Consider the following 19,900-nt stretch of genomic DNA (forward strand, 5'->3'; position numbering starts at 1 on the left):
GCACCGACGGGCATGGAACTGACGCAGCGCATTTCGGATCTGATCGAACCGACCATTGCGGATCTGGGATTCGAGCTGGTCCGGGTCCAGATCATCGGGGACCGGCACATGATCTTGCAGATCATGGCCGAGCCGTCGGATGGTCGGGGCATGAACGTGGACGACTGCGCCACCCTCAGCCGGGCCATTTCCGCTCTGATGGATGTGGAAGACCCGATCTCGCAGGCCTATACCCTGGAAGTCAGTTCTCCGGGGCTCGACCGGCCGCTGACCCGGCGCAAGGATTTCCTGCGCCATGTCGGCTACGAGGCCAAGGCCGAATTGGCGCAACCGCAGGACGGCCAGCGCCGATTCAAGGGATGGGTTCGGGGCATGGAGGCTGATGCCGTGCTCCTGGAATTGGAAGACGGGACCACTGTGGCCCTGCCTTTCGATGGGATTGTCAAAGCCAAACTGGTGCTCAACGATCACCTGTTGGCGATGGCTGGTGAAACGAAACGTGACGAAGCGGATCGGACATAACGCTGATGACCATGGATAGCAGCATCGAACAAGGACGGCCTGAACTCTTGCAGGTGGCCGACGCCGTCGCCCGTGAAAAGGGCATTGACCGCGATGAAGTTTTGGAGGCCATGGAACAGGCCATCCAGAAGGCGGGGCGCAACAAATACGGCCATGAGCACGACATTCGTGCCCACATCGACCGCAAGTCGGGTGAGATCAAACTGGCCCGCTATATTGAGGTGGCCGAAGAGATCGAAAACGAGGTCACCCAGATGACCCTCGATCAGGCCCGCAAGAAAAAGGCCGATTGCGAAATTGGTGAGTTTCTGGTCGATCCGCTGCCGCCCATCGACTTCGGGCGCATTGCGGCACAGACCGCCAAGCAGGTCATCGTGCAGAAGGTCCGCGACGCCGAACGCAAACGGCAGTTCGAGGAATACCGGGGCCGCATCGGCGAGGTGGTCAACGGTCTGGTGAAGCGGGTGGAATTCGGCAACGTGGTGATCGACCTGGGCCGCGCCGAGGCCCTGCTGCGCCGCGACGAGAGCATTCCGCGCGAGCATTTCAATACCGGCGACCGAGTGCGGGCCTATATCATGGACGTGCGCGAGGAACCGCGCGGGCCGCAGATTTTCCTGTCCCGCGCCCACGCCAATTTCATGGCTAAGCTGTTCACCCAGGAAGTGCCGGAAATCTATGACGGCATCATCGAGATCAAATCGGTGGCCCGGGACCCCGGATCGCGGGCCAAGATCGCCGTGCTGTCCAATGACTCCGGCATCGACCCGGTGGGGGCCTGCGTCGGCATGCGCGGTTCGCGGGTGCAGGCGGTGGTCGGCGAATTGCAGGGCGAGAAAATCGACATCATCCAATGGTCCCTGGACCCGGCGACCTTCATCGTCAACGCCCTCGCCCCGGCCGAGGTGGCCAAGGTGGTGCTGGACGAGGAAGCCAACCGCATCGAGGTGGTGGTGCCCGACGATCAGCTTAGTCTGGCCATCGGTCGGCGCGGCCAGAACGTGCGTCTGGCCTCCAAGCTGACCGGCTGGGAAATCGACATCCTGACCGAGGACGAAGAATCGGCCCGCCGCCAGGAGGAATTCCGCAGCCGCTCGAATATGTTTATCGAGGCGCTGGACGTGGATGACGTGATTGCTCATCTGCTGGTGACCGAGGGCTTCACCACGGTCGAGGAAGTGGCCTTCGTGCCGGTGGAGGAACTGGCGACCATCGAGGGTTTCGATGAGGACGTGGGCGAGGAACTGCGTAATCGGGCCCGCGACTACATGGAGCGCATGAACGAGGAGGCCAGCGAACGGCGGGTTGAATTGGGCGTTTCCGACGAGGTGGCGGCGGTCGAGGGGCTGACCCCGGTGATGCAGGCGGCGCTCGGCGAAAACGGCGTCAAGACCCTGGACGATCTGGCCGACCTGACCGGCGACGAATTGCGCTTCATCCTGCTCAAGGACAAGGGCGACCATACCCTGGACAGCCTGTTGGACCTGGATGACGCGGCCCTGCGCAGCTTGCTGTTGTTGAGCCCGCTCACCGCGTCCGAAGCCGATGCCGTGATCATGGCGGCCCGGGCCCACTGGTTCGCGGACGAAGGAGAGGCCGGTGGCGAGGGCGAAGGAGCCTAAACGCCGCCACCGGGCTGTGGCGGAAGGCGCGCCGCCGCATCGCCGTTGCGTGGTGACCGGAGAGTCGCGACCGAAGACGGAAATGCTCCGTTTCGTGGTCGGACCGACCGGAGAAGTGGTGCCGGACGTGGAAAACCGCTTGCCCGGACGGGGAATCTGGTTGAGCGCACGGCGCGATGTGGTAAATACAGCCTGCGCCAAACGGTCCTTTTCGCGCGCTGCCCGCGCGGCGGTGACCGTCCCCGCGGACCTGGGGGACCGGGTCGAAGGATTGTTGACGGCGCGCTGTATGGCCCTGGTCGGGTTGGCGCGACGGGGGGGCCAGTTGGTTGCCGGTTACGAGAAGGTTCGCGCGCACCTGCGCGAGGACTGGGGCGTCCTGCTGATGACGGCGGTCGACGGGGCCGCCGGATCGCAGGGCAAGGTGCGGGCCCTGGCACCGGATCTGCCGGTGTTGGACGTTTTGACTGCCGACGAATTGGGCCGCGCCCTGGGCCGGGAACAGGCGGTGCATGTGTTGATCGGCCCCGGCGGGCTGGCGGCACAGTTGAAGACGGAATGTGGGCGTCTGGCTGGCTTTCGCGAGCCGCCGATCGCCAAGGGGTCAGACCGAAAACGGACTGAAGACCCGGTTGAATGATGGATGTGAACGGATTGTCATGAGCGAGACCGAGAACAAAGACGAGAAAAAGCTGACGCTGTCGCGGCCGAAGAAGCTCGAACTGAAAAAGACTGTCGAGACCGGCCAGGTGCGGCAGAGCTTTTCTCACGGGCGATCCAAGGCGGTGACCGTCGAGGTGCGCAAAAAGCGGACCTACGAACGCGGTGCCAGCGGTCATATGACCAAGGTCGACGGCTCGGCCCCGGAGGAAACGCTCCCCGTTGCCGCTCCCGTCGAGGCAGCGCCCGTCCCGGCCGATGTGGTCGCCGACGATGCCGTGCATTCCAATTTGACCGAACAGGAAAAGGCGGCCCGCGCCCGCGCCCTGCAAGGGGCGATCAAGGCGGAAGAGGAAAACCGGCGGCTGGAACTGGAGCGCCAAGAACAGGAAAGACTCGCCGCCGAGGCGCGCCGTCGGGAGGCCGAGGAAGAGGCCAAGCGGCCGAAACCCGAGGTCGAGCCCGAGCCGGAGAGCGAACCGGAGCCCAAGCAGGCCCCGCCACGCGACGCCGCCAAAGGCGCCCCTGGCCCCGAGGATGTGCCGCTGCCGCCATCCGAAAAACCCGATACCAAGGCCGCTTCCAAACTCGACCTCAAATCGGCACGGGTGGAAGACGACGAAAAATCCAAGCGGGCGAAAGTGGAGGCCCGCAAGGCCGCAGCGCGCGGTCGCGGGGGGGATGAACGCCGTCGCTCGGGCAAGCTGACCATTGCCGCCGCCCTCGACGACAGCGAGCGCACCCGCTCCCTGGCCTCGGTCCGCCGGGCGCGGGAAAAGGAAAAACAGAAACAGCGGCTCGCCATGGGGGCCGACTCTAAGAAAATCGTGCGCGAAGTGGTGTTGCCAGAAACCATCACCGTGCAGGAGCTGTCCAATCGGATGGCCGAACGCGGGGCTGACGTCATCAAGTCGCTGATGAAAATGGGCGTCATGGCGACCATCAACCAGCCCATCGACGCCGACACCGCCGAACTGGTGGCCCAGGAATTCGGCCATACGGTGAAACGGGTTTCCGATTCCGACGTGGAAATCGGTCTGACCGGCGAGCAGGACAGTGAGGACAGCCTCAAGCCGCGTCCGCCGGTGGTCACCGTCATGGGCCATGTGGACCACGGCAAGACCTCGCTGCTCGACGCCCTGCGCGCCACCGACGTGGTGAGCGGCGAAGCGGGCGGGATCACCCAGCATATCGGGGCCTATCAGGTCACCCTGGAATCGGGGGCCAAGATCAGCTTCATCGACACCCCGGGCCACGCTGCCTTCACCCAGATGCGGGCCCGCGGGGCCAAGGTCACTGATATCGTGGTCCTGGTGGTCGCCGCCGACGACGGCATCATGCCGCAGACGGTGGAAGCCATCCATCACGCCAAGGCGGCCAAAGTGCCGGTCATCGTCGCCATCAACAAGATGGACAAGCCCGAGGCCAATCCCGACCGCGTCCGCAACGAGCTGCTGCAACATGAACTGGTGCCCGAGGAAATGGGCGGCGACCTGATCACCGTCGAGGTCTCGGCCAAAAAGCGCACCAATTTGGACAAGCTGGAGGAAATGATTCTCCTGCAAGCCGAAATGCTCGACCTGAAAGCCAATCCGGACCGCGCCTGTGAGGGCGTGGTGATCGAGGCCAAGATGGAACGGGGGCGCGGTTCCGTGGCCACCGTCCTGGTGCAGCGCGGCACCTTGAATATCGGTGACCTGTTCGTGTCGGGCAAGGAGTGGGGTCGCGTCCGTGCCCTGGTCGATGACCACGGCGAACCGGTCAAGACGGCCGGACCGGCCATGCCGGTGGAGGTCCTGGGGCTCAACGGCACGCCGTCGGCCGGTGACGATTTCGTGGTCGTCGCGGACGAACAGCGGGCCCGTGAAGTCAGCGAATTCCGCGCCCGCCGCGAACGTCTGGCCCGCGCCGCCGCGTCCAAGCGCGGCACCCTGGAACAGATGTTCGAGAGCATCCAGGCTGGCGAAATCAAGGAACTGCCGGTGGTCATCAAGGCCGACGTGCAGGGGTCCGTGGAGGCCCTGGTCGGCTCCCTGGAGAAAATCGGCAACGAGGAAGTCAAGATCAACGTGCTGCATGCGGCAGTCGGCGGCATCAATGAATCGGACATCACCCTGGCCCAGGCGTCCGGGGCGGTGGTCATCGGGTTCAACGTCCGTGCCAACCCGCAGGCCCGCGACATGGCCCGCCGCGACGGCGTCGATATCCGCTACTACTCGATCATCTACAACGTGACCGACGATTTGAAAAAGGCGCTGACCGGCATCATGGCGCCGACCCTGCGCGAATCCTTCCTCGGGTACGCCGAGATCCGCGAGGTCTTCCGCATCACCAAGGTCGGAGCCGTCGCCGGCTGCATGGTCACCGACGGGACCGTCAAGCGAGGGGCCAAGGTCCGCCTGCTGCGCGACGACGTGGTCATCCACGAGGGGGCCCTATCGACTCTCAAGCGCTTCAAGGACGACGTCAAGGAAGTCAAGGAAGGCTTCGAGTGCGGCATGGCCTTCGAACGCTACGACGATCTCAAGCAGGGCGATATGATCGAATGCTTCGAGATTGAGGAGGTGGCGGGGGAGCTGTAGGGCTCCGCCGCACCCCATCGTCGGAAGGATCGTTTCATGAGCAGAGGTGAATCCCGCGCGCCCGGCCAACGGCAGCTTCGCGTCGGCGAGGAAATCCGCCACGCCCTGGCCTGGATCATGGAGCGCGGCGAACTGCGCGATCCGGCCTTTCAGGGGCGGGTCCTGACCATCACCGAAGTCCGGGTCAGTCCCGATTTGCGCAATGCCACAGTGTTCGTGGTGCCATTGGGCGGCGGCGACGTACGACCGTTGCTCGAAGGTCTGGGCCGCGCCCAACCGTTTCTGCGCCATGAACTGGCCAAGCGCGTCCAGTTGCGGACCGTCCCCCGGCTCTCCTTCAAGGAAGACGACTCTTTCGACGAAGCCAGCCATATCGACGCCCTTCTTCATTCGCCGGAGGTTGCCCGCGACTTGGGCCCCCGCGACGAAGACGAGGAAGAAGGTCCGGATCATGGGGCGTAAACGGCGCGGGGAGCCCATTCACGGCTGGCTGATCATCGACAAACCCCTGGGCATGACCTCCAACGCCGTGGTCGGGCAGGTGCGCCGCCTGACCAATGCCGCCAAGGTCGGTCATGGAGGCACTCTCGATCCGTTGGCCAGCGGCGTGCTGCCCCTGGCTCTGGGCGAGGCGACCAAGACCGTTTCCTACGTTATGGATGGCACCAAGATCTATCACTTCACCATCCGCTGGGGCATCGAGCGCAGCACCGACGATGCCGAGGGCGAGATCACTCGGACCTCGGACAAGCGCCCGACGGAAGCCGAAATTCATCAGGCGCTGAAAGGCTTTATCGGCACCATCGCGCAGGTGCCGCCGAAGTTCTCGGCGGTCAAGGTGGAGGGTCAGCGGGCCTATGCCCTGGCCCGGGCCGACAAAGAGGTCGAGCTGTCGTCGCGCCCGGTGCGCATTGATCGTTTCCAATTGCTGGAGATGATTGATGACGATCATGCGGCGTTCGAGGTGGAAAGCGGCAAGGGAGCCTATATGCGCTCCCTGGCCCGCGATTTGGCACTGGCGGTGGGCACCGTCGGCCATGTGGCCCGATTGCGCCGGATCTCGGTCGGGGCCTTCACCGAGGAGACCGCGATTTCGCTGGATAAACTGGCCGAGCTGGGGCATAGTGCCGCGCTCGAAGACTACCTACTTGCGGTCGAGACCGCGCTGGACGACATCCCGGCGCTGGCCCTGACCGAACCCGAGGCTAGGCGATTACGCAACGGACAGCCGGTTTCCCTGTTGGCCGTCGCCCGCCGCTCACCCCAGACCTCCTTTACCCAGGGTGCCATGGTTTGCGCCATGGCGGAGGGCAAGCCGGTGGCATTGGCTCGGATCGAAGGCGGCGAGGTTCGTCCCGTCCGCGTATTGAACATATAGATTTGAAAAGGAGTATCCGATGTCGATTACCGCAGAACGCAAGACCGAGCTGATTCAAGAGTACAAGCAAGGCGAAAAAGATACCGGCTCGCCCGAAGTGCAGGTTTCCATCCTCACCGAGCGCATCCGGAATTTGACCGAGCACCTCAAGGAACACAAGAAAGACCACCATTCGCGCCGCGGCCTGCTGATCATGGTCGGCCAGCGTCGGCGGCTGCTGGACTATCTGAAGCGCAAGAACGAAGGCCGCTACACGTCTCTGATCCAGAGCCTGGGCCTGCGCCGCTAAAATCACCGAAACAGAAGGCCGGGAACCCTCCCGGCCTTTCTCATGGGAGCCTCGGGCTCCACTCCCGATTCGCCGCCATGGCGGATCGGATTGTCCGTACGTATGAAGGAAGAAAGATATGTTTACAGAATTCAGAAAAGAAATCGATTGGGGCGGGCGCAAGCTCGTCCTGGAGACCGGGCGCATCGCCCGCCAGGCCCATGGGGCCGTCATGGTGACTTACGGCGAGACCAAGGTGCTCTGCACCGCCGTCGCCGAAAAGAGTGCCCGTCCGGGAATCGACTTCTTTCCGTTGACCGTTCACTACCAGGAAAAGACTTTTGCCGCCGGGCGTATCCCGGGCGGCTTTTTTAAGCGTGAAGGCCGCCCCTCCGAAAAGGAAGTGCTGACCTCGCGGTTGATCGACCGGCCCATCCGTCCGTTGTTCGCCAAGGGCTTCAAGAACGAAACCCAGGTGGTCTGCACGGTGCTGGCCCACGACATGGAAAATGATCCCGACATTGTGTCTCTGATCGGTACTTCTGCCGCCCTGACCTTGTCCGGCGTGCCGTTCATGGGACCGATTGGGGCCGCCCGTGTCGGCCTGATCGAGGGTGCTTTCGTGCTCAACCCGACCCTGGCCCAGATGGCTGATACCAAATTGGATCTGGTCATGGCCGGCACCCAGGAAGGCGTGCTGATGGTCGAGTCCGAGGCCCACGAACTGAGCGAAGACGACATGCTCGGCGCGGTGACCTTCGGCCATGAGCAGTCTCAGGCGGTGATCAAGGCGATCATCGAACTGGCCGAAGTCTGTGCCAAGGAACCGATGGATCTGCCCGAGCCCCCCGAGGGTCTGGACGAACTGACCGCCCGGGTCACCGAAATGGCCGAGAAGGATCTGCGTCTGGCCTATGGCGAGACCATCAAGCTGTCCCGTCAGGACAAAGTCCAGGCGGTCAAGGATCGGGTGACTCAAGAGTTGTCCGGCGATGAGACCGTCAACATGGATTTAATCGGCGGTATCTTCAAGAAACTGGAGCAGAAGATTGTCCGTCGCGACATTCTAAAGACCGGTACCCGCATCGACGGTCGCGACACCAAGACGGTGCGCCCGATCGTCTCCCAGGTCGGCATTCTGCCCCGCGCCCATGGTTCGGCGCTGTTCACCCGTGGCGAGACTCAGGCCCTGGTGGTTACCACCCTGGGCACCGGTCAGGACGAGCAGATCATCGACGCCCTGGAAGGCGAGACCCGTCGCAACTTCATGCTGCACTACAATTTCCCGCCCTATTCGGTGGGCGAGACCGGGCGTCTGGGCTCTCCGGGCCGCCGTGAAATCGGCCATGGCAAGCTGGCCTGGCGGGCCATCAATCCGTTGATGCCGGCCAAGGAGAATTTCCCCTACACGGTCCGCGTGGTCTCCGAGATCACCGAGTCCAACGGGTCGTCCTCCATGGCCACCGTCTGCGGCACCTCTTTGGCGCTGATGGATGCCGGTGTGCCCCTGATCCGTCCGGTGGCCGGTATCGCCATGGGCCTGATCAAGGAAGAAGACGGCGTTGCCGTGCTCTCCGACATCATCGGTGACGAAGATCACCTGGGCGATATGGACTTCAAGGTGGCGGGCACCGAAAAGGGTGTCACTTCCTTGCAGATGGACATCAAGATCACCTCGATCACCGAAGAGATCATGCGTACCGCCCTGGCCCAGGCCAAGGACGGTCGGTTGCACATCCTGAGCGAGATGGGCCATGCCCTGACCTCGTCGCGGGACGACGTGGCCGATACCGCACCGCGCATCACCACCATGAAGGTGAAGCCGGAGAAGATCCGCGAAATCATCGGCCCGGGTGGCAAGATGATCCGTGAGATCAGCGAGACCAGCGGGGCCCGCATCGACCTGGACGACGACGGCACGGTGAAAATCGCCGCCGCCGACCAGAGCGCCACCGACAAGGCCATGGCGATGATCGAAGCCATCGCCGCCGAGCCGGAAGTGGGCCGCATCTATCGCGGCAAGGTGGTCAAGGTGGTCGATTTCGGGGCCTTCGTGAACTACCTGGGGCCGCGTGACGGTCTGGTGCATATCAGCCAACTGGCCGACCATCGGGTGGCCAAGGTCAACGACGTCATCAAGGAAGGCGACGAGATCTGGGTCAAACTGATCGGCATTGACGATCGCGGCAAGGTCAAACTGTCGATGAAACTGGTCGATCAGGAGACCGGACAGCCCCGCGAGCCGGAAGAAGCCAAGCCGGCGGAGACGGCGGAATAATCTTCCGCTCTGTCATGATCATGGATTAAACAAGGGGGGCGTCTCGGATGCCCCCCTTGTGCCTTGCTGGGGACAGGCCAATGAATCTGCCGCCGATCATCGGCCACCGGGGGGCTCGCGCCATGGCCCCGGAAAACACCATCGCCGGATTTCAGGCGGCGGCCCGGGCGGGCGCGACCTGGATCGAATGCGATTTGCGACTGACCGCCGACGCGCAGGCGGTGATCTTTCATGACGCAACCCTGGACCGGACCAGTAATGGGCGGGGCTTGCTGGCCCATGTCACCCTGGCCGATCTGCGCCGTCTCGATGCCGGGAGCTGGTTCGATGAGTCCTTTGCCGGTGAATCCATCCCGACACTGACCGAAGGATTGGCGGCCTGGCAACGGCTCGGCCTGGGGGCCAATCTGGAACTGAAGCCGGAGCCGGGGCGTCAAGGCACCCTGGTGGCGGCGCTGGCCGAGGCATTGCCAACATCGGTGCCGTTGCTGCTGTCCAGCTTCGACCGCGAAACGTTGCGCGCCTGCCAAGACATAATCCCTGAGCATCCCCGTGCCCTGATCGCCGACCGGCTGCCCGACGACTGGCGGACCTTCGCTACCGACGTGAGTTGCAGCGGGATGAATATCGGAGCCCAATCCCTGACCCGCGATCAGGTAGAATCGGTGCACGCCGACGGCCTGACCATCGCGGCTTGGACGGTAAACGATCTGGCATTCGCGCAGCAGTTGATCGAATGGGGCATTGATGCGGTGATCACCGATAATCCCGCCCTTCTCCTTGCGGAAATGAACCAACAGGGGTAAACCCTAGTGACTGAATGGGGACGGACTTCACCGTCCCCTGCCGTTTCATTGGCGAACCGAGGGTGGTTACTTGAAAGATCTCCAACCCCTGATGCTGTCCGGCCGGGAAGTCCTGCCGCTGATCGAAGGAGGCAAGGGCATTGCCGTTTCCAACGGCCTGAGTTCCGGCGCTTGGGCGGCGGCGGGCGGTGTGGGGACATTTTCCTGCGTCAATCCCGATTCCTACGATGCGGACGGCAACGTCATACCTCAGGTCTATCATGGGGCCACGCGCAGCGAACGGCAGCGCGAACTGATTCATTACGCCATCAAGGGCGGCATCGCGCAGGCCAGAATCGCCCACGAAACGTCGAACGGGGCCGGACGGCTGCATATGAACGTGTTATGGGAAGCCGGGGGCACCGAGCCCATTCTGCGCGGCGTGCTCGATCAGGTCCGCGAGCTGGTTCATGGGGTGACCTGCGGGGCTGGAATGCCCTATCGAGTGGCCGAAATCGCCGCCGATTACGGGATCAACTATTACCCCATCGTCTCCTCGGCCCGGGCCTTCCGCGCCCTGTGGAAGCGGTCCTACAAGAACTACAGCGACCTGCTCGGCGGCGTGGTCTATGAGGACCCCTGGCGGGCCGGCGGTCATAATGGATTGTCCAATTCCGAGGACCCCGCCCTGCCCCAGGACCCGATGCCTCGCGTGCAAGCATTGCGCGACATCATGCGTTCCGTCGGTCTTGGTCAAGTGCCGATCATCATGGCAGGCGGCGTCTGGTATCTGCGCGATTGGGCCGACTGGATTGATAACCCGGAACTCGGTCCCATTGCCTTTCAATATGGTACCCGCCCGTTGTTGACCCAGGAAAGCCCCATCCCCGAGACCTGGAAAAAACGGCTGCTGACCCTGACTGAAGGGGATGTGTTGTTGCAACGCTTCAGTCCCACCGGATTTTATTCGTCCGCCGTGCGCAATGCCTTTATTCGGGAACTGGAGGCGCGCAACCAGCGTCAATTGCCCTATGCCTCGAAACCGACCGAAGACCTGACGGCCCCCCTTCCCGTGGGGGCGCGCGGACGTCCGGTCTATCTGGCCCCCGACGACCTGGGGCGGGCCGAGGGTTGGATGGCCGAAGGATTCAGCGAGGTCCTGAAGACGCCGGATTCCACTCTGGTTTTTGTCACCCCTGAAAAGTCTGCGGAAATCCTCAAGGATCAGACCGACTGCATGGGGTGCCTGTCGTCCTGCTTGTTCAGCAACTTCTCGGAAAACGAGGCCGGGAACACCGGCAAGAAAGCTGATCCGCGCTCTTTCTGCATTCAGAAGACCTTGCAGGACATCAGCCACGGCGGCCCCATCGAGAACAACCTGATGTTTGCCGGTCATGCCGCCTGCGGCTTCTCCACCGACCCCTTCTACGCCAACGGTTTTGTGCCGACGGTCAAGCAACTGATGGATCGCATCCTGACCGGCGACTGATCGCCCCGTAAAGTCCCTATTTACACAATGGAATTCTTCTAGTCTTTCCCGTCAAAATCATGTAAACATGTAAGAAACGAACTCCAACCCCCTCAAGGGGTGGAACCGGGAACGATAGGGAGCCCATCGGTGAGACCTTTCAGCAATGCATTAAACAAACTGCGCGGCGCCGATTTGCGTCCGACCCGTCAACGTCTGGCCCTGGCAAAGCTGCTGTTCGAGGGCGAGGATCGCCATATCACGGCGGAATCCCTGCACGGCGAGGCTCTGGATTCCAATATTCGGATTTCCCTGGCCACCGTCTATAACGCCCTGCATCAGTTCACCGACGTCGGTCTGTTGCGGGAAATCGTTGTCGATGCCTCGCGCTCCTACTTCGACACCAACACCAGCGACCATCACCATTTCTTTGTCGAGAATACCGGTGAACTGGCCGATATTCCGGGCGACCAAATGGTCGTGGCCAACATCCCCGCCGCCCCGCCGGGCATGGAAGTGCAGCGCGTCGATGTGGTCGTGCGAGTGCGCGCGGCAGGATAAGATGCGAGTGCGCGCGGCAGGATAAGATGCGAGTGCGCGCGGCAGGATAAGATGCACGCGCCGGCCTCCTCATCCTGAGCTTGTCGAAGGATGGCGCCTCAGTGCAGGTCCTCGGTCGGGTAGACCCCCCAGAATTCGACGCGCCGCAGCCAACCGTCGAATTCGTTGACCTCCATGAGACACCAGGACGAATCCATCGGGCATTCGGCGATCCGACCGATCACGCCGGGCTCGACCCGGGCCACCGGCTTCGAGGCCGCATCCGGCGCGCTGCGCAGGGTGCGTACATCGCCCAGCACGATCATGGTCCGGCGGTTGTCGAGCATGGATTGGTGCACCCAGCCCTGTGTGCCCTGCCAATCGCGGACCTTGCGCCAGGTGCCGTATTCGGCAATCACTTCCATCGGCATGCGGCGTCGGTGATAGACCCATTCCACCGGATAGCGCAGGCCCGGCCCGGTGCGCATGTTCACCTCGGCGGCGCGCAGGCTGACGAAACGCGGCAACGGCAGGCCGCTGTCGCTTCTGGCATCCCCCGGATCAATGTCCGGGGACTGGGCCAAGGCGGAGCCGAACGGCAGGGCCGCCAGGATCAACAGCGCGAAAAGGAGTCGGTGGAAATCATGCATGGCGGCATGATCGTTCAAGGCCGGGAGTCTGTCAATGTGGGTCCTTGCCATTCCTCATGTTGCAGTGCAAACTCTAGACATTCGGGCTCAGGACTGCTATGGCCGAAGGAACCCAGGGAGAGATCGAATGTCCGTCACCAAGCCCCTTGTCATTGTCACCCGCAAATTACCCGAAATCGTCGAGACCCGTCTGATGGAGCTGTTCGACACGCGGCTCAATCACGACGATGTGCCGATGAGCCGCGAGGCGCTGATTGCTGCGGTTGCCGAGGCCGATGTGCTGGTGCCCACGGTGACCGACCGCATCGACGGTCCGTTGCTCGCTCAGGCCGGTCCACAGCTTCGGTTAATCGCCAATTACGGTACCGGCGTCGATCATATTGATCTGGCGACGGCCCGGCAACGCAACATCACGGTGACCAATACCCCCGATGTGTTGACCGAGGATACGGCGGACATGGCCATGGCGTTGATTCTCTCGGTGCCCCGCCGTCTGGCCGAAGGCGAGCGGGTCATGCGCTCCGGCGAGTGGAGCGGCTGGACCCCCACCTGGATGCTCGGCCACCGGATCACCGGCAAACGACTGGGGATCGTCGGCATGGGCCGCATCGGTCAGGCGGTGGCCCGACGTGCCCGGGGCTTCGGCTTGCAGATTCATTATCATAACCGGCGTCGATTGCATCCGGAACTGGAGCAGGAACTGGGTGCCACCTATTGGGACAGTCTGGATCAGATGCTGGCCCGCATTGATGTGGTGTCGGTGCATTGCCCGCACACCCCGGCCACCTATCATCTTCTGTCGGCGCGTCGTCTGAAGCTGCTCAAGCCGCAGGCCTATCTGGTCAACACCTCGCGCGGCGAAGTGGTCGACGAACCGGCGCTGGTGCGCATGCTGGTGGCGGGCGAACTGGCCGGGGCCGGACTGGACGTGTTCGAGCACGAACCGGCGGTCAACCCGAAGCTCTTGCAGCTAGACAATGTGGTGCTGTTGCCGCATCTCAGCTCGGCCACCATCGAGGGCCGCATCGACATGGGCGACAAGGTGTTGATCAACATCAAGACCTTCGCAGACGGCCACACGCCGCCCGACCGGGTCATCGAATCCATGCTCTGAATGGAGGTCGCGTCATGGCGATCCAGCCGCTGATCGAATACGAAACGGCCTCCCCCGAGGTGCGCGCGGTCTACGACGACATCATGCAGACCCGTCAGGTCAAATGGGTGAACAATTTCTGGAAAGTGCTGGCCAACGACCCGGCGACCCTGAAGCGCACCTGGGAGAGCATCAAACAGGTGATGGCCCCCGGAGCCTTGGACCCGCTGACCAAGGAAATGCTGTATGTGGCGGTGAGCATCGCCAACAACTGCAATTACTGCATCAATTCCCATACGGCGGCGGCGCGCAAAAAAGGCATGTCCGAGGCGATGCTGTCGGAACTCATCGCGGTGGTCGGCATGGCCGCCGAGACCAACCATCTGGCCAATGCCCTGCGCATCGAGGTGGACGAGGCGTTCGTCGATGGCGGGCGGCACTAAACAATCCCGGTGATCGTCGGATGGTCGCCGCACAATGGGCAGGCCGGATCGCGCGGAATGCGCACCTTGCGGATCTGGGTGTATAGGGCGTCAATGATCAACAAACGCCCGGCCAGGGTTTCGCCAATTCCCAACAGTTCCTTCAGCACCTCGGTAGCTTGCAACGAACCAACCAGCCCGCAGACCGCCCCGAACACCCCGGCGTCGGCGCAGGTCTGGACCTGTTGCGGCGGGGCGGGCACCAGACAGCGGTAGCAGGGATAGTCGGTTCCGGCATGGGATTTGTAAACCGCCACCTGCCCATCGAAGCGCATCACCGCCCCGGAAACCAGGGTCCGCCCGCCGAAATGGCAGGCATCGTTGACCAGAAAGCGGGTGGTGAAATTGTCGCAACAATCGACCACCAGATCATAGGCCCCGACCAGTGCCGCAGCATTTTCCGCCGTCAGCCGCTCCGTATGGGCGGTGACCTGAACTTCCGGGTTGATGTCGTACAGGGTATCGGCGGCGCTGACCGCCTTGGGGCGGCCGATGTCGCCGCTGGCATGGACGATCTGCCGTTGCAGATTGGACAAATCGACCCGGTCATGATCGACGATGCCCAGATGGCCGACCCCCGCCGCCGCCAGATACATCAGCACCGGCGCGCCCAGGCCGCCCGCCCCGACCACCAGCACCCGACTTTGCAGCAGCCGGACCTGGCCATCGTGGCCGACCTCGTCCATGATCATGTTGCGGGCATAGCGCCGCAGTTGGTCGTTGCTCAGATCCATGGAGGGGGGGATTATTCCAACCCCAGATGATCGAACAGCGGTGTCGACTGATAGCGCTCGGCGAACGACGGCAGAATGGCGATGATATTTTTGCCTGCCATTTCGGGCCGCTGCGCCACCTCGACCGCCGCCGACAGGGCCGCGCCGGAGGAAATGCCCACCGGCAGGCCTTCCAGCCGGGCGATCTTGCGGGCCATGGCGAACGCCGTTTCGTTGCCGATGGACAGCACCTCGTCAACCAGTTCCATGTTCAGAACCTGCGGCAGGAATCCGGCCCCGATGCCTTGAATCATATGGGGGCCGGGCACCCCGCCTTGCAGCACCGGGCTGTCTTCCGGCTCGATGGCGATCACATGCAGATTGGGATTGAGCGCCTTCAGGGCCTGGGAGATGCCGGTGATGGTGCCGCCAGTCCCGACCCCGGAAATCACCACATCCACCTGACCATGGGTATCGGCCCACAATTCCTCGGCGGTGGTGCGGGCATGGGCCGCCGGGTTGGAGGCATTGTTGAACTGTTGCAGCATCACCGCATGGTCCAATTCCTTGGTCAGTTCCTCGGCTTTGGAGACGGCTCCGGTCATGCCCTGGTTGGCCGGGGTGAGGACGATCTCGGCCCCCAGAAGGGCGAGCATCTTGCGACGTTCGATGGACATGCTTTCCGGCATGGTCAGAATCAGCCGATAGCCCTTGGCGGCGCAGACGAAGGCCAGGGCGATGCCGGTGTTGCCCGACGTCGGTTCGATCAACACGCTGTCCGGCTTGACCAGACCCGCCTTCTCCGCATCTTCCACCATGGCCAGACCGATTCGGTCCTTGACCGAGGACAGCGGATTGAAGAATTCGCACTTGCCCAGAATATGACCCTTGCAGCCGTCGGACGCTTCCAGCTTGTGCAGCCGGATCAGCGGGGTGACGCCGATGCATTGGGTAATGCTGTCATAGATCCGCCCGCGCGACGTGGCCCCCGATGTCGAATCTTGCTTGTTGGTCATGGGTATGGTCCCTCGTCTTTGGATGAGCTTGGATTAAATGGAAAAATCGATGTTCTTTCGGCCCTCGCTGACAATCCCGGCCCGGTTGGCCCGCTGGCAGAGGTCGTCAATATTGATCGAGTCCAGCTTGGTCATGACCTCTTCCTGCAACTCCTGCCACAAGGGGCGCACCACTTGCAGGCCAAGATCGGAACCGGTCTGGTCCTGGATCGGATCGTCGCCGGTTTCCATCTTGCGGACCACCCGGACGATCTCGCCGACGGTGACCCGTCGGCGCTCGCGGGCCAGCCGATAGCCGCCGCGCGGGCCGCGCACGCCAATCAGGATTCCGGCCCGCACCAACTGCTGCAAGGCCTGCTCCAGATAGCGCCGGGGGATGCCCTGGCGGCGGGTGATTTCCCGGCTCTGCACCGGTTCGGCACTGGCGTGATATGCGATATCGAGCACCGCCTCGATCGCAAACAGCATTTTTTTCGATAGCCGAAGCATGGTTTCCTAGTCTCCTCCAGTGAGCCCGGTTGACCCGAATCCACCGGATCCGCGCATGCTCTCGGGCAGTTGTTCCGTTTCTTGCCACTGAGCGGTCGCCACCGGGGCGACCACCAGCTGCGCGATTCTCATGCCGCGCGTAACGGTAAAAGGCATTGATCCCAGATTGATCAGGATCACCGACACCTCGCCGCGATAATCCGCGTCGATGGTGCCGGGGCTATTGAGTACGGTGACCCCGTGGCGTGCCGCCAGTCCGGAGCGTGGCCGCACCTGGGCCTCGAAACCGGGGGGCAGGGCCAGGGTCAGGCCGGTGGGGACCATCGCATGGCGACCGGGGGCCAATTCCTCCGCCGCCGGGACCGCAGCATGCAGATCCATGCCGGCGCTTAGGGCCGTGGCGTAGGCGGGCAACGGCAAATCGACCGCATGGGGCAAACGCCGGACGGGGATGGGGACCGCATTCATGGGCGCATGTCCAGGGCATCGGCAATCTGTCCGGCCAAGGCCCGGGCGACGGCACTCTTGTCCATGCGCGGCCAGGCCTCGCAGCGTTCGGCGGTGATCAGATGGACCTGATTTTGGTCACCGCCAAAGGTGCCGCTGGACGGCGACACGTCATTGGCGACGATCCAGTCGCAGCCCTTGCGGGCCAACTTGCGGCGCGCGTTGTCGAGCAGGTTCTCGGTCTCGGCGGCAAACCCCACCACCAGTGCCGGGCGGGTCGGGCCGGGCAGCGACAGCTGGGCCAGGATGTCCGGATTCTCAGTCAGTTCCAGGGATGGCGGCGCACCGTTGGCCTGCTTCTTGATCTTGTTCTCCGCCGCGTCGGCAATCCGCCAGTCGGCAACGGCGGCGGCACAGACCGCCACATCGGCGGGCAATGCGGCCCGGCAGGCCTCCAGCATGTCGCGGGCCGATTGCACCCGGACCACGTCCACGTCCCGCGGATCGGCCAGTTGCACCGGACCGGAAACCAAAGTCACTCGTGCCCCCAGGTCGGCCAGGGCGGCGGCCACCGCGTGACCCTGCTTGCCCGAGGAGCGGTTGGCGATATAGCGCACCGGGTCGATGGGTTCATGGGTCGGGCCGCTGGTCACCAGGGCATGGCGACCGGCCAGTCGACGGCGATCCCCCAGCCGCGCGGCGGCGGCCTCGACGATTTCCGCCGGTTCGGCCATCCGGCCCGCGCCGAATTCGCCACAGGCCATGTCGCCGATTCCGGGACCGACTCGATACAGACCGCGCGCCTCAAGGGTCGCCAAATTTTCCTGGGTCGCCGGATGCTCCCACATGCGGACGTTCATCGCCGGGGCCAGCAGTATCGGCTTGTCGGTGGCCAACAGAACGGCGCAGGCCAGATCGTCGGCCCGTCCAGCGCGCAGCCGCGCCATCAGGTCGGCGGTGGTCGGCGCGACGATGACCAAATCGGCCTCGCGGGCCAGACGGATATGCCCCATTTCCTGTTCGTCGGTGAGCGAGAACAGCTCGCTGTATACTTTGTCCTGGCTCAACGCGCCGAGCGACAAGGGGGTGACGAATTGCGCCCCGCCCCGGGTCAGGACGCAACGCACCGCCGCCCCCCGCGCCCGCAGCAGACGGATCAATTCCAGACTCTTGTAGGCTGCGATCCCCCCCGCGACCACGAGAAGGATCTGTTTACCGTCAAGCAAGGTGGATGATCCCCAAAATAACTAATCGGAACTGTGGATAAACTACCTGCGACAGCCGGAGCATGCAACAAATTTGTGCGTTTTTTCCGGGGAATTTCCGGAATGGATTTATTGGGATGGGGAATGGGCCTCAGGAAAGACCGGCGATCTTGAGCATCTTCTTGAGTTGCATCATCTTTTTCTCCCGCGCCCCACCGGTGGCTCCCTCCAGATAGCCGGGCAGGAAATCCTTCTGGGCCAGGAAATGGCGGGTCAGCTTATGGGCCGCCTCCTGATTGCGCCCGGGGATGAAGTGGGCATCCCGGCACAGGGCGAGCATGGACATGCCTTTCGCCGTATTGGACTGTGGGCCGCTGTGGATCTTGCCCAGCACATTTTCCCGCCTCAGAATCGTATACTGGGCCTCGTCGAGGGCTTGCAGGATTTCCGTCTTTTTGGCCTGCAGCATGTCGGAGGCCTCGACCGTGGCGGCGGCCTTGCCCAAGCGGCTGATGCGGTCGATGGCGCTGCCGCCGATCTCCTGAAGTTTTTCGATGAAGCGCGTATCGCCGAACAACCGGGTCACCGCCGTCTGAACCAGGGAAACCGAACGGCTGCCGACCACATTGGCCTGGAAGACGCCGAGCATGTCCGCCTGCCCGGCGGTTGGCAGGCCGCGCAGCATGTCGCTCATGGCTTCTTCGGTGAACACCCGCGTCATGCGGACTTCAAACGCCTGGGAAAGCCGTTGATCCATCAGCGGTACGGGGGCCGCGTTGACCGCCGCGAAAATCCCATGCACCGCCTTCAATTCACCAATTCGGGACTCCGAATTGCCGGGGGTGACCTCGAAGCTGCGGGTCAGGGCGGTGGTGCCGGTCAGGCCGCGGGCCAGGGCTTCCACCAGGGCCTGACGGGCGGTTTCCAGCTTCATTTTGTGGACGACCGCCTGCAGACGCGGCACCAGCTTGGGAATATCGTGACGCAGCTTGCCGGTGCCGCTGGCGATGGCAACGATATCGAGCAGCTTCTTCTCTTCCGGGTCGGGATGCTCCAGCAGACTGCCCATGATCTCGCCGTTGGACAGGATTTCGGCCATCAGCCGTTCCACATAGACCATGGCGGCCGGCGTCTTGACCGATTCGGTCAGGGTCAGCACGCGCTCGATCTTTTCCGGCCAGCGATTGGTGCCCCCCAGATAGAGGCTAATGGCGGCATTGACCCGGGCTTCCAGGTCGACGCCCTGCATCTGCCTGGTCGCTTCCTCAACCATGGCGTCGAAGGACTGCGGGGTGATCGGATGAGCCTCGGCCCATTCCTCGTGCTTGGTGGAAAAGCGCATCAGGCCGTCGACCAGTTCGGTCAGTTCCTTCATGCGGTCGGAGCCCCGGGTCTGGGCCAGCTTGGCCTGCGCCCCGGCGGCCCGGTCGATGGCGTTGCGGCGGGTGGTCCCGGACAGTTCCAGACGCTTCTGATTGCCGGCCAGGGACACCAACTCGGTGGGCGTGACGCAATTATCATTCAGCCAGACAGCGAGCAGGCGGCCGATGAGCGCCTTGGCTTCCGGTTTCAGGAAGTCGGGCACGTCAAGACAATAGTCTTCCATCTCTTCGACGCTTGGGGTGTCGTTCTGATCCGCCATTAACAGACTACTCCTGGATTCGAAGTCCCATGGTATCATTCTCGGCGCGAAATTGGAGTC

At 63.2% G+C, this 19,900-nt stretch carries 20 protein-coding genes; 13 read left to right on the top strand and 7 right to left on the bottom strand.

The annotated features are described in order from the left end of the window. The first annotated feature begins 12 nt into the window (after positions 1-12). The 11 genes from rimP (at position 13) to irrA (ending at position 12,124) form a co-directional block, all read left to right on the top strand. Positions 13-522, top strand: a complete 510-nt coding sequence (gene rimP, locus ACYQ1P_RS05615) for a ribosome maturation factor RimP (protein WP_460019363.1) — start codon at positions 13-15, stop codon at positions 520-522. An 11-nt stretch (positions 523-533) separates the two neighbouring features. After that, a complete protein-coding gene (gene nusA, locus ACYQ1P_RS05620) occupies positions 534-2,144 on the top strand; it encodes a transcription termination factor NusA (RefSeq protein ID WP_460020136.1) in 1,611 nt (536 codons plus the stop codon). Further along, positions 2,122-2,784 (top strand): RNA-binding protein, encoded by a 663-nt coding sequence (locus ACYQ1P_RS05625; protein WP_460019364.1) that lies wholly within the window; start codon positions 2,122-2,124, stop codon positions 2,782-2,784. Before nusA ends, ACYQ1P_RS05625 begins: the two co-directional genes overlap by 23 nt. A 19-nt stretch (positions 2,785-2,803) precedes the next feature. Continuing rightward, on the top strand, positions 2,804-5,386 hold the full coding sequence (gene infB, locus ACYQ1P_RS05630) for a translation initiation factor IF-2 (protein ID WP_460019365.1): 2,583 nt from the start codon (positions 2,804-2,806) through the stop codon (positions 5,384-5,386). Positions 5,387-5,422: 36 nt separating this feature from the next. Next, positions 5,423-5,848 (top strand): 30S ribosome-binding factor RbfA, encoded by a 426-nt coding sequence (gene rbfA / locus ACYQ1P_RS05635; RefSeq protein ID WP_460019366.1) that lies wholly within the window; start codon positions 5,423-5,425, stop codon positions 5,846-5,848. Further along, on the top strand, positions 5,838-6,764 hold the full coding sequence (truB, locus tag ACYQ1P_RS05640) for a tRNA pseudouridine(55) synthase TruB (RefSeq protein WP_460019367.1): 927 nt from the start codon (positions 5,838-5,840) through the stop codon (positions 6,762-6,764). Before rbfA ends, truB begins: the two co-directional genes overlap by 11 nt. Positions 6,765-6,783: 19 nt before the next feature. After that, positions 6,784-7,053 (top strand): 30S ribosomal protein S15, encoded by a 270-nt coding sequence (rpsO, locus tag ACYQ1P_RS05645; protein ID WP_460019368.1) that lies wholly within the window; start codon positions 6,784-6,786, stop codon positions 7,051-7,053. 118 nt (positions 7,054-7,171) lie between these two features. After that, a complete protein-coding gene (pnp, locus tag ACYQ1P_RS05650; RefSeq protein WP_460019369.1) occupies positions 7,172-9,310 on the top strand; it encodes a polyribonucleotide nucleotidyltransferase in 2,139 nt (712 codons plus the stop codon). Between the two features lie 80 nt (positions 9,311-9,390). Then, on the top strand, positions 9,391-10,116 hold the full coding sequence (locus ACYQ1P_RS05655) for a glycerophosphodiester phosphodiesterase family protein (RefSeq protein ID WP_460019370.1): 726 nt from the start codon (positions 9,391-9,393) through the stop codon (positions 10,114-10,116). 70 nt (positions 10,117-10,186) lie between these two features. Then, positions 10,187-11,584, top strand: coding sequence for an NAD(P)H-dependent flavin oxidoreductase (locus tag ACYQ1P_RS05660; protein ID WP_460019371.1), 1,398 nt, complete (start codon positions 10,187-10,189; stop codon positions 11,582-11,584). A 129-nt stretch (positions 11,585-11,713) separates the two neighbouring features. Further along, positions 11,714-12,124 carry an iron response transcriptional regulator IrrA gene (gene irrA, locus ACYQ1P_RS05665; RefSeq protein WP_460019372.1) on the top strand — a complete coding sequence of 137 codons (411 nt, stop codon included), beginning with the start codon at positions 11,714-11,716 and terminating at the stop codon, positions 12,122-12,124. Positions 12,125-12,222: 98 nt separating this feature from the next. On the opposite strand, the gene ACYQ1P_RS05670 is transcribed toward irrA, so the two are convergent. Continuing rightward, complete coding sequence (locus ACYQ1P_RS05670) at positions 12,223-12,771, bottom strand: SH3 domain-containing protein (protein ID WP_460019373.1); 549 nt, start codon at positions 12,769-12,771, stop codon at positions 12,223-12,225. A gap of 109 nt (positions 12,772-12,880) precedes the next feature. Between ACYQ1P_RS05670 and ACYQ1P_RS05675 the strand changes: the two genes are divergently transcribed. Together ACYQ1P_RS05675 and ACYQ1P_RS05680 are read left to right on the top strand one after the other, a co-directional pair. After that, positions 12,881-13,867 carry a 2-hydroxyacid dehydrogenase gene (locus ACYQ1P_RS05675; RefSeq protein ID WP_460019374.1) on the top strand — a complete coding sequence of 329 codons (987 nt, stop codon included), beginning with the start codon at positions 12,881-12,883 and terminating at the stop codon, positions 13,865-13,867. A gap of 14 nt (positions 13,868-13,881) precedes the next feature. After that, positions 13,882-14,289, top strand: a complete 408-nt coding sequence (locus tag ACYQ1P_RS05680) for a carboxymuconolactone decarboxylase family protein (protein ID WP_460019375.1) — start codon at positions 13,882-13,884, stop codon at positions 14,287-14,289. On the opposite strand, the gene ACYQ1P_RS05685 is transcribed toward ACYQ1P_RS05680, so the two are convergent. From ACYQ1P_RS05685 to ACYQ1P_RS05710, 6 genes are all read right to left on the bottom strand, one after another. Further along, entirely contained in the window at positions 14,286-15,062 is a 777-nt protein-coding gene (locus tag ACYQ1P_RS05685) for a HesA/MoeB/ThiF family protein (RefSeq protein ID WP_460019376.1), read from the bottom strand. The two genes, ACYQ1P_RS05680 and ACYQ1P_RS05685, sit on opposite strands and share 4 nt — an antisense overlap. Positions 15,063-15,073: 11 nt before the next feature. Beyond that, positions 15,074-16,057 carry a cysteine synthase A gene (gene cysK, locus ACYQ1P_RS05690; RefSeq protein ID WP_460019377.1) on the bottom strand — a complete coding sequence of 328 codons (984 nt, stop codon included), beginning with the start codon at positions 16,055-16,057 and terminating at the stop codon, positions 15,074-15,076. A gap of 33 nt (positions 16,058-16,090) precedes the next feature. Further along, positions 16,091-16,546 carry an RrF2 family transcriptional regulator gene (locus tag ACYQ1P_RS05695; RefSeq protein WP_460019378.1) on the bottom strand — a complete coding sequence of 152 codons (456 nt, stop codon included), beginning with the start codon at positions 16,544-16,546 and terminating at the stop codon, positions 16,091-16,093. Positions 16,547-16,552: 6 nt separating this feature from the next. Then, entirely contained in the window at positions 16,553-17,014 is a 462-nt protein-coding gene (gene dut, locus ACYQ1P_RS05700; protein WP_460019379.1) for a dUTP diphosphatase, read from the bottom strand. Continuing rightward, complete coding sequence (coaBC, locus tag ACYQ1P_RS05705; RefSeq protein WP_460019380.1) at positions 17,011-18,219, bottom strand: bifunctional phosphopantothenoylcysteine decarboxylase/phosphopantothenate--cysteine ligase CoaBC; 1,209 nt, start codon at positions 18,217-18,219, stop codon at positions 17,011-17,013. Before coaBC ends, dut begins: the two co-directional genes overlap by 4 nt. Before the next feature lie 130 nt (positions 18,220-18,349). Beyond that, positions 18,350-19,840 carry a hypothetical protein gene (locus ACYQ1P_RS05710; RefSeq protein WP_460019381.1) on the bottom strand — a complete coding sequence of 497 codons (1,491 nt, stop codon included), beginning with the start codon at positions 19,838-19,840 and terminating at the stop codon, positions 18,350-18,352. Between the last annotated feature and the right edge of the window lie 60 nt (positions 19,841-19,900).

Source organism: Magnetospira thiophila, from assembly GCF_054657015.1.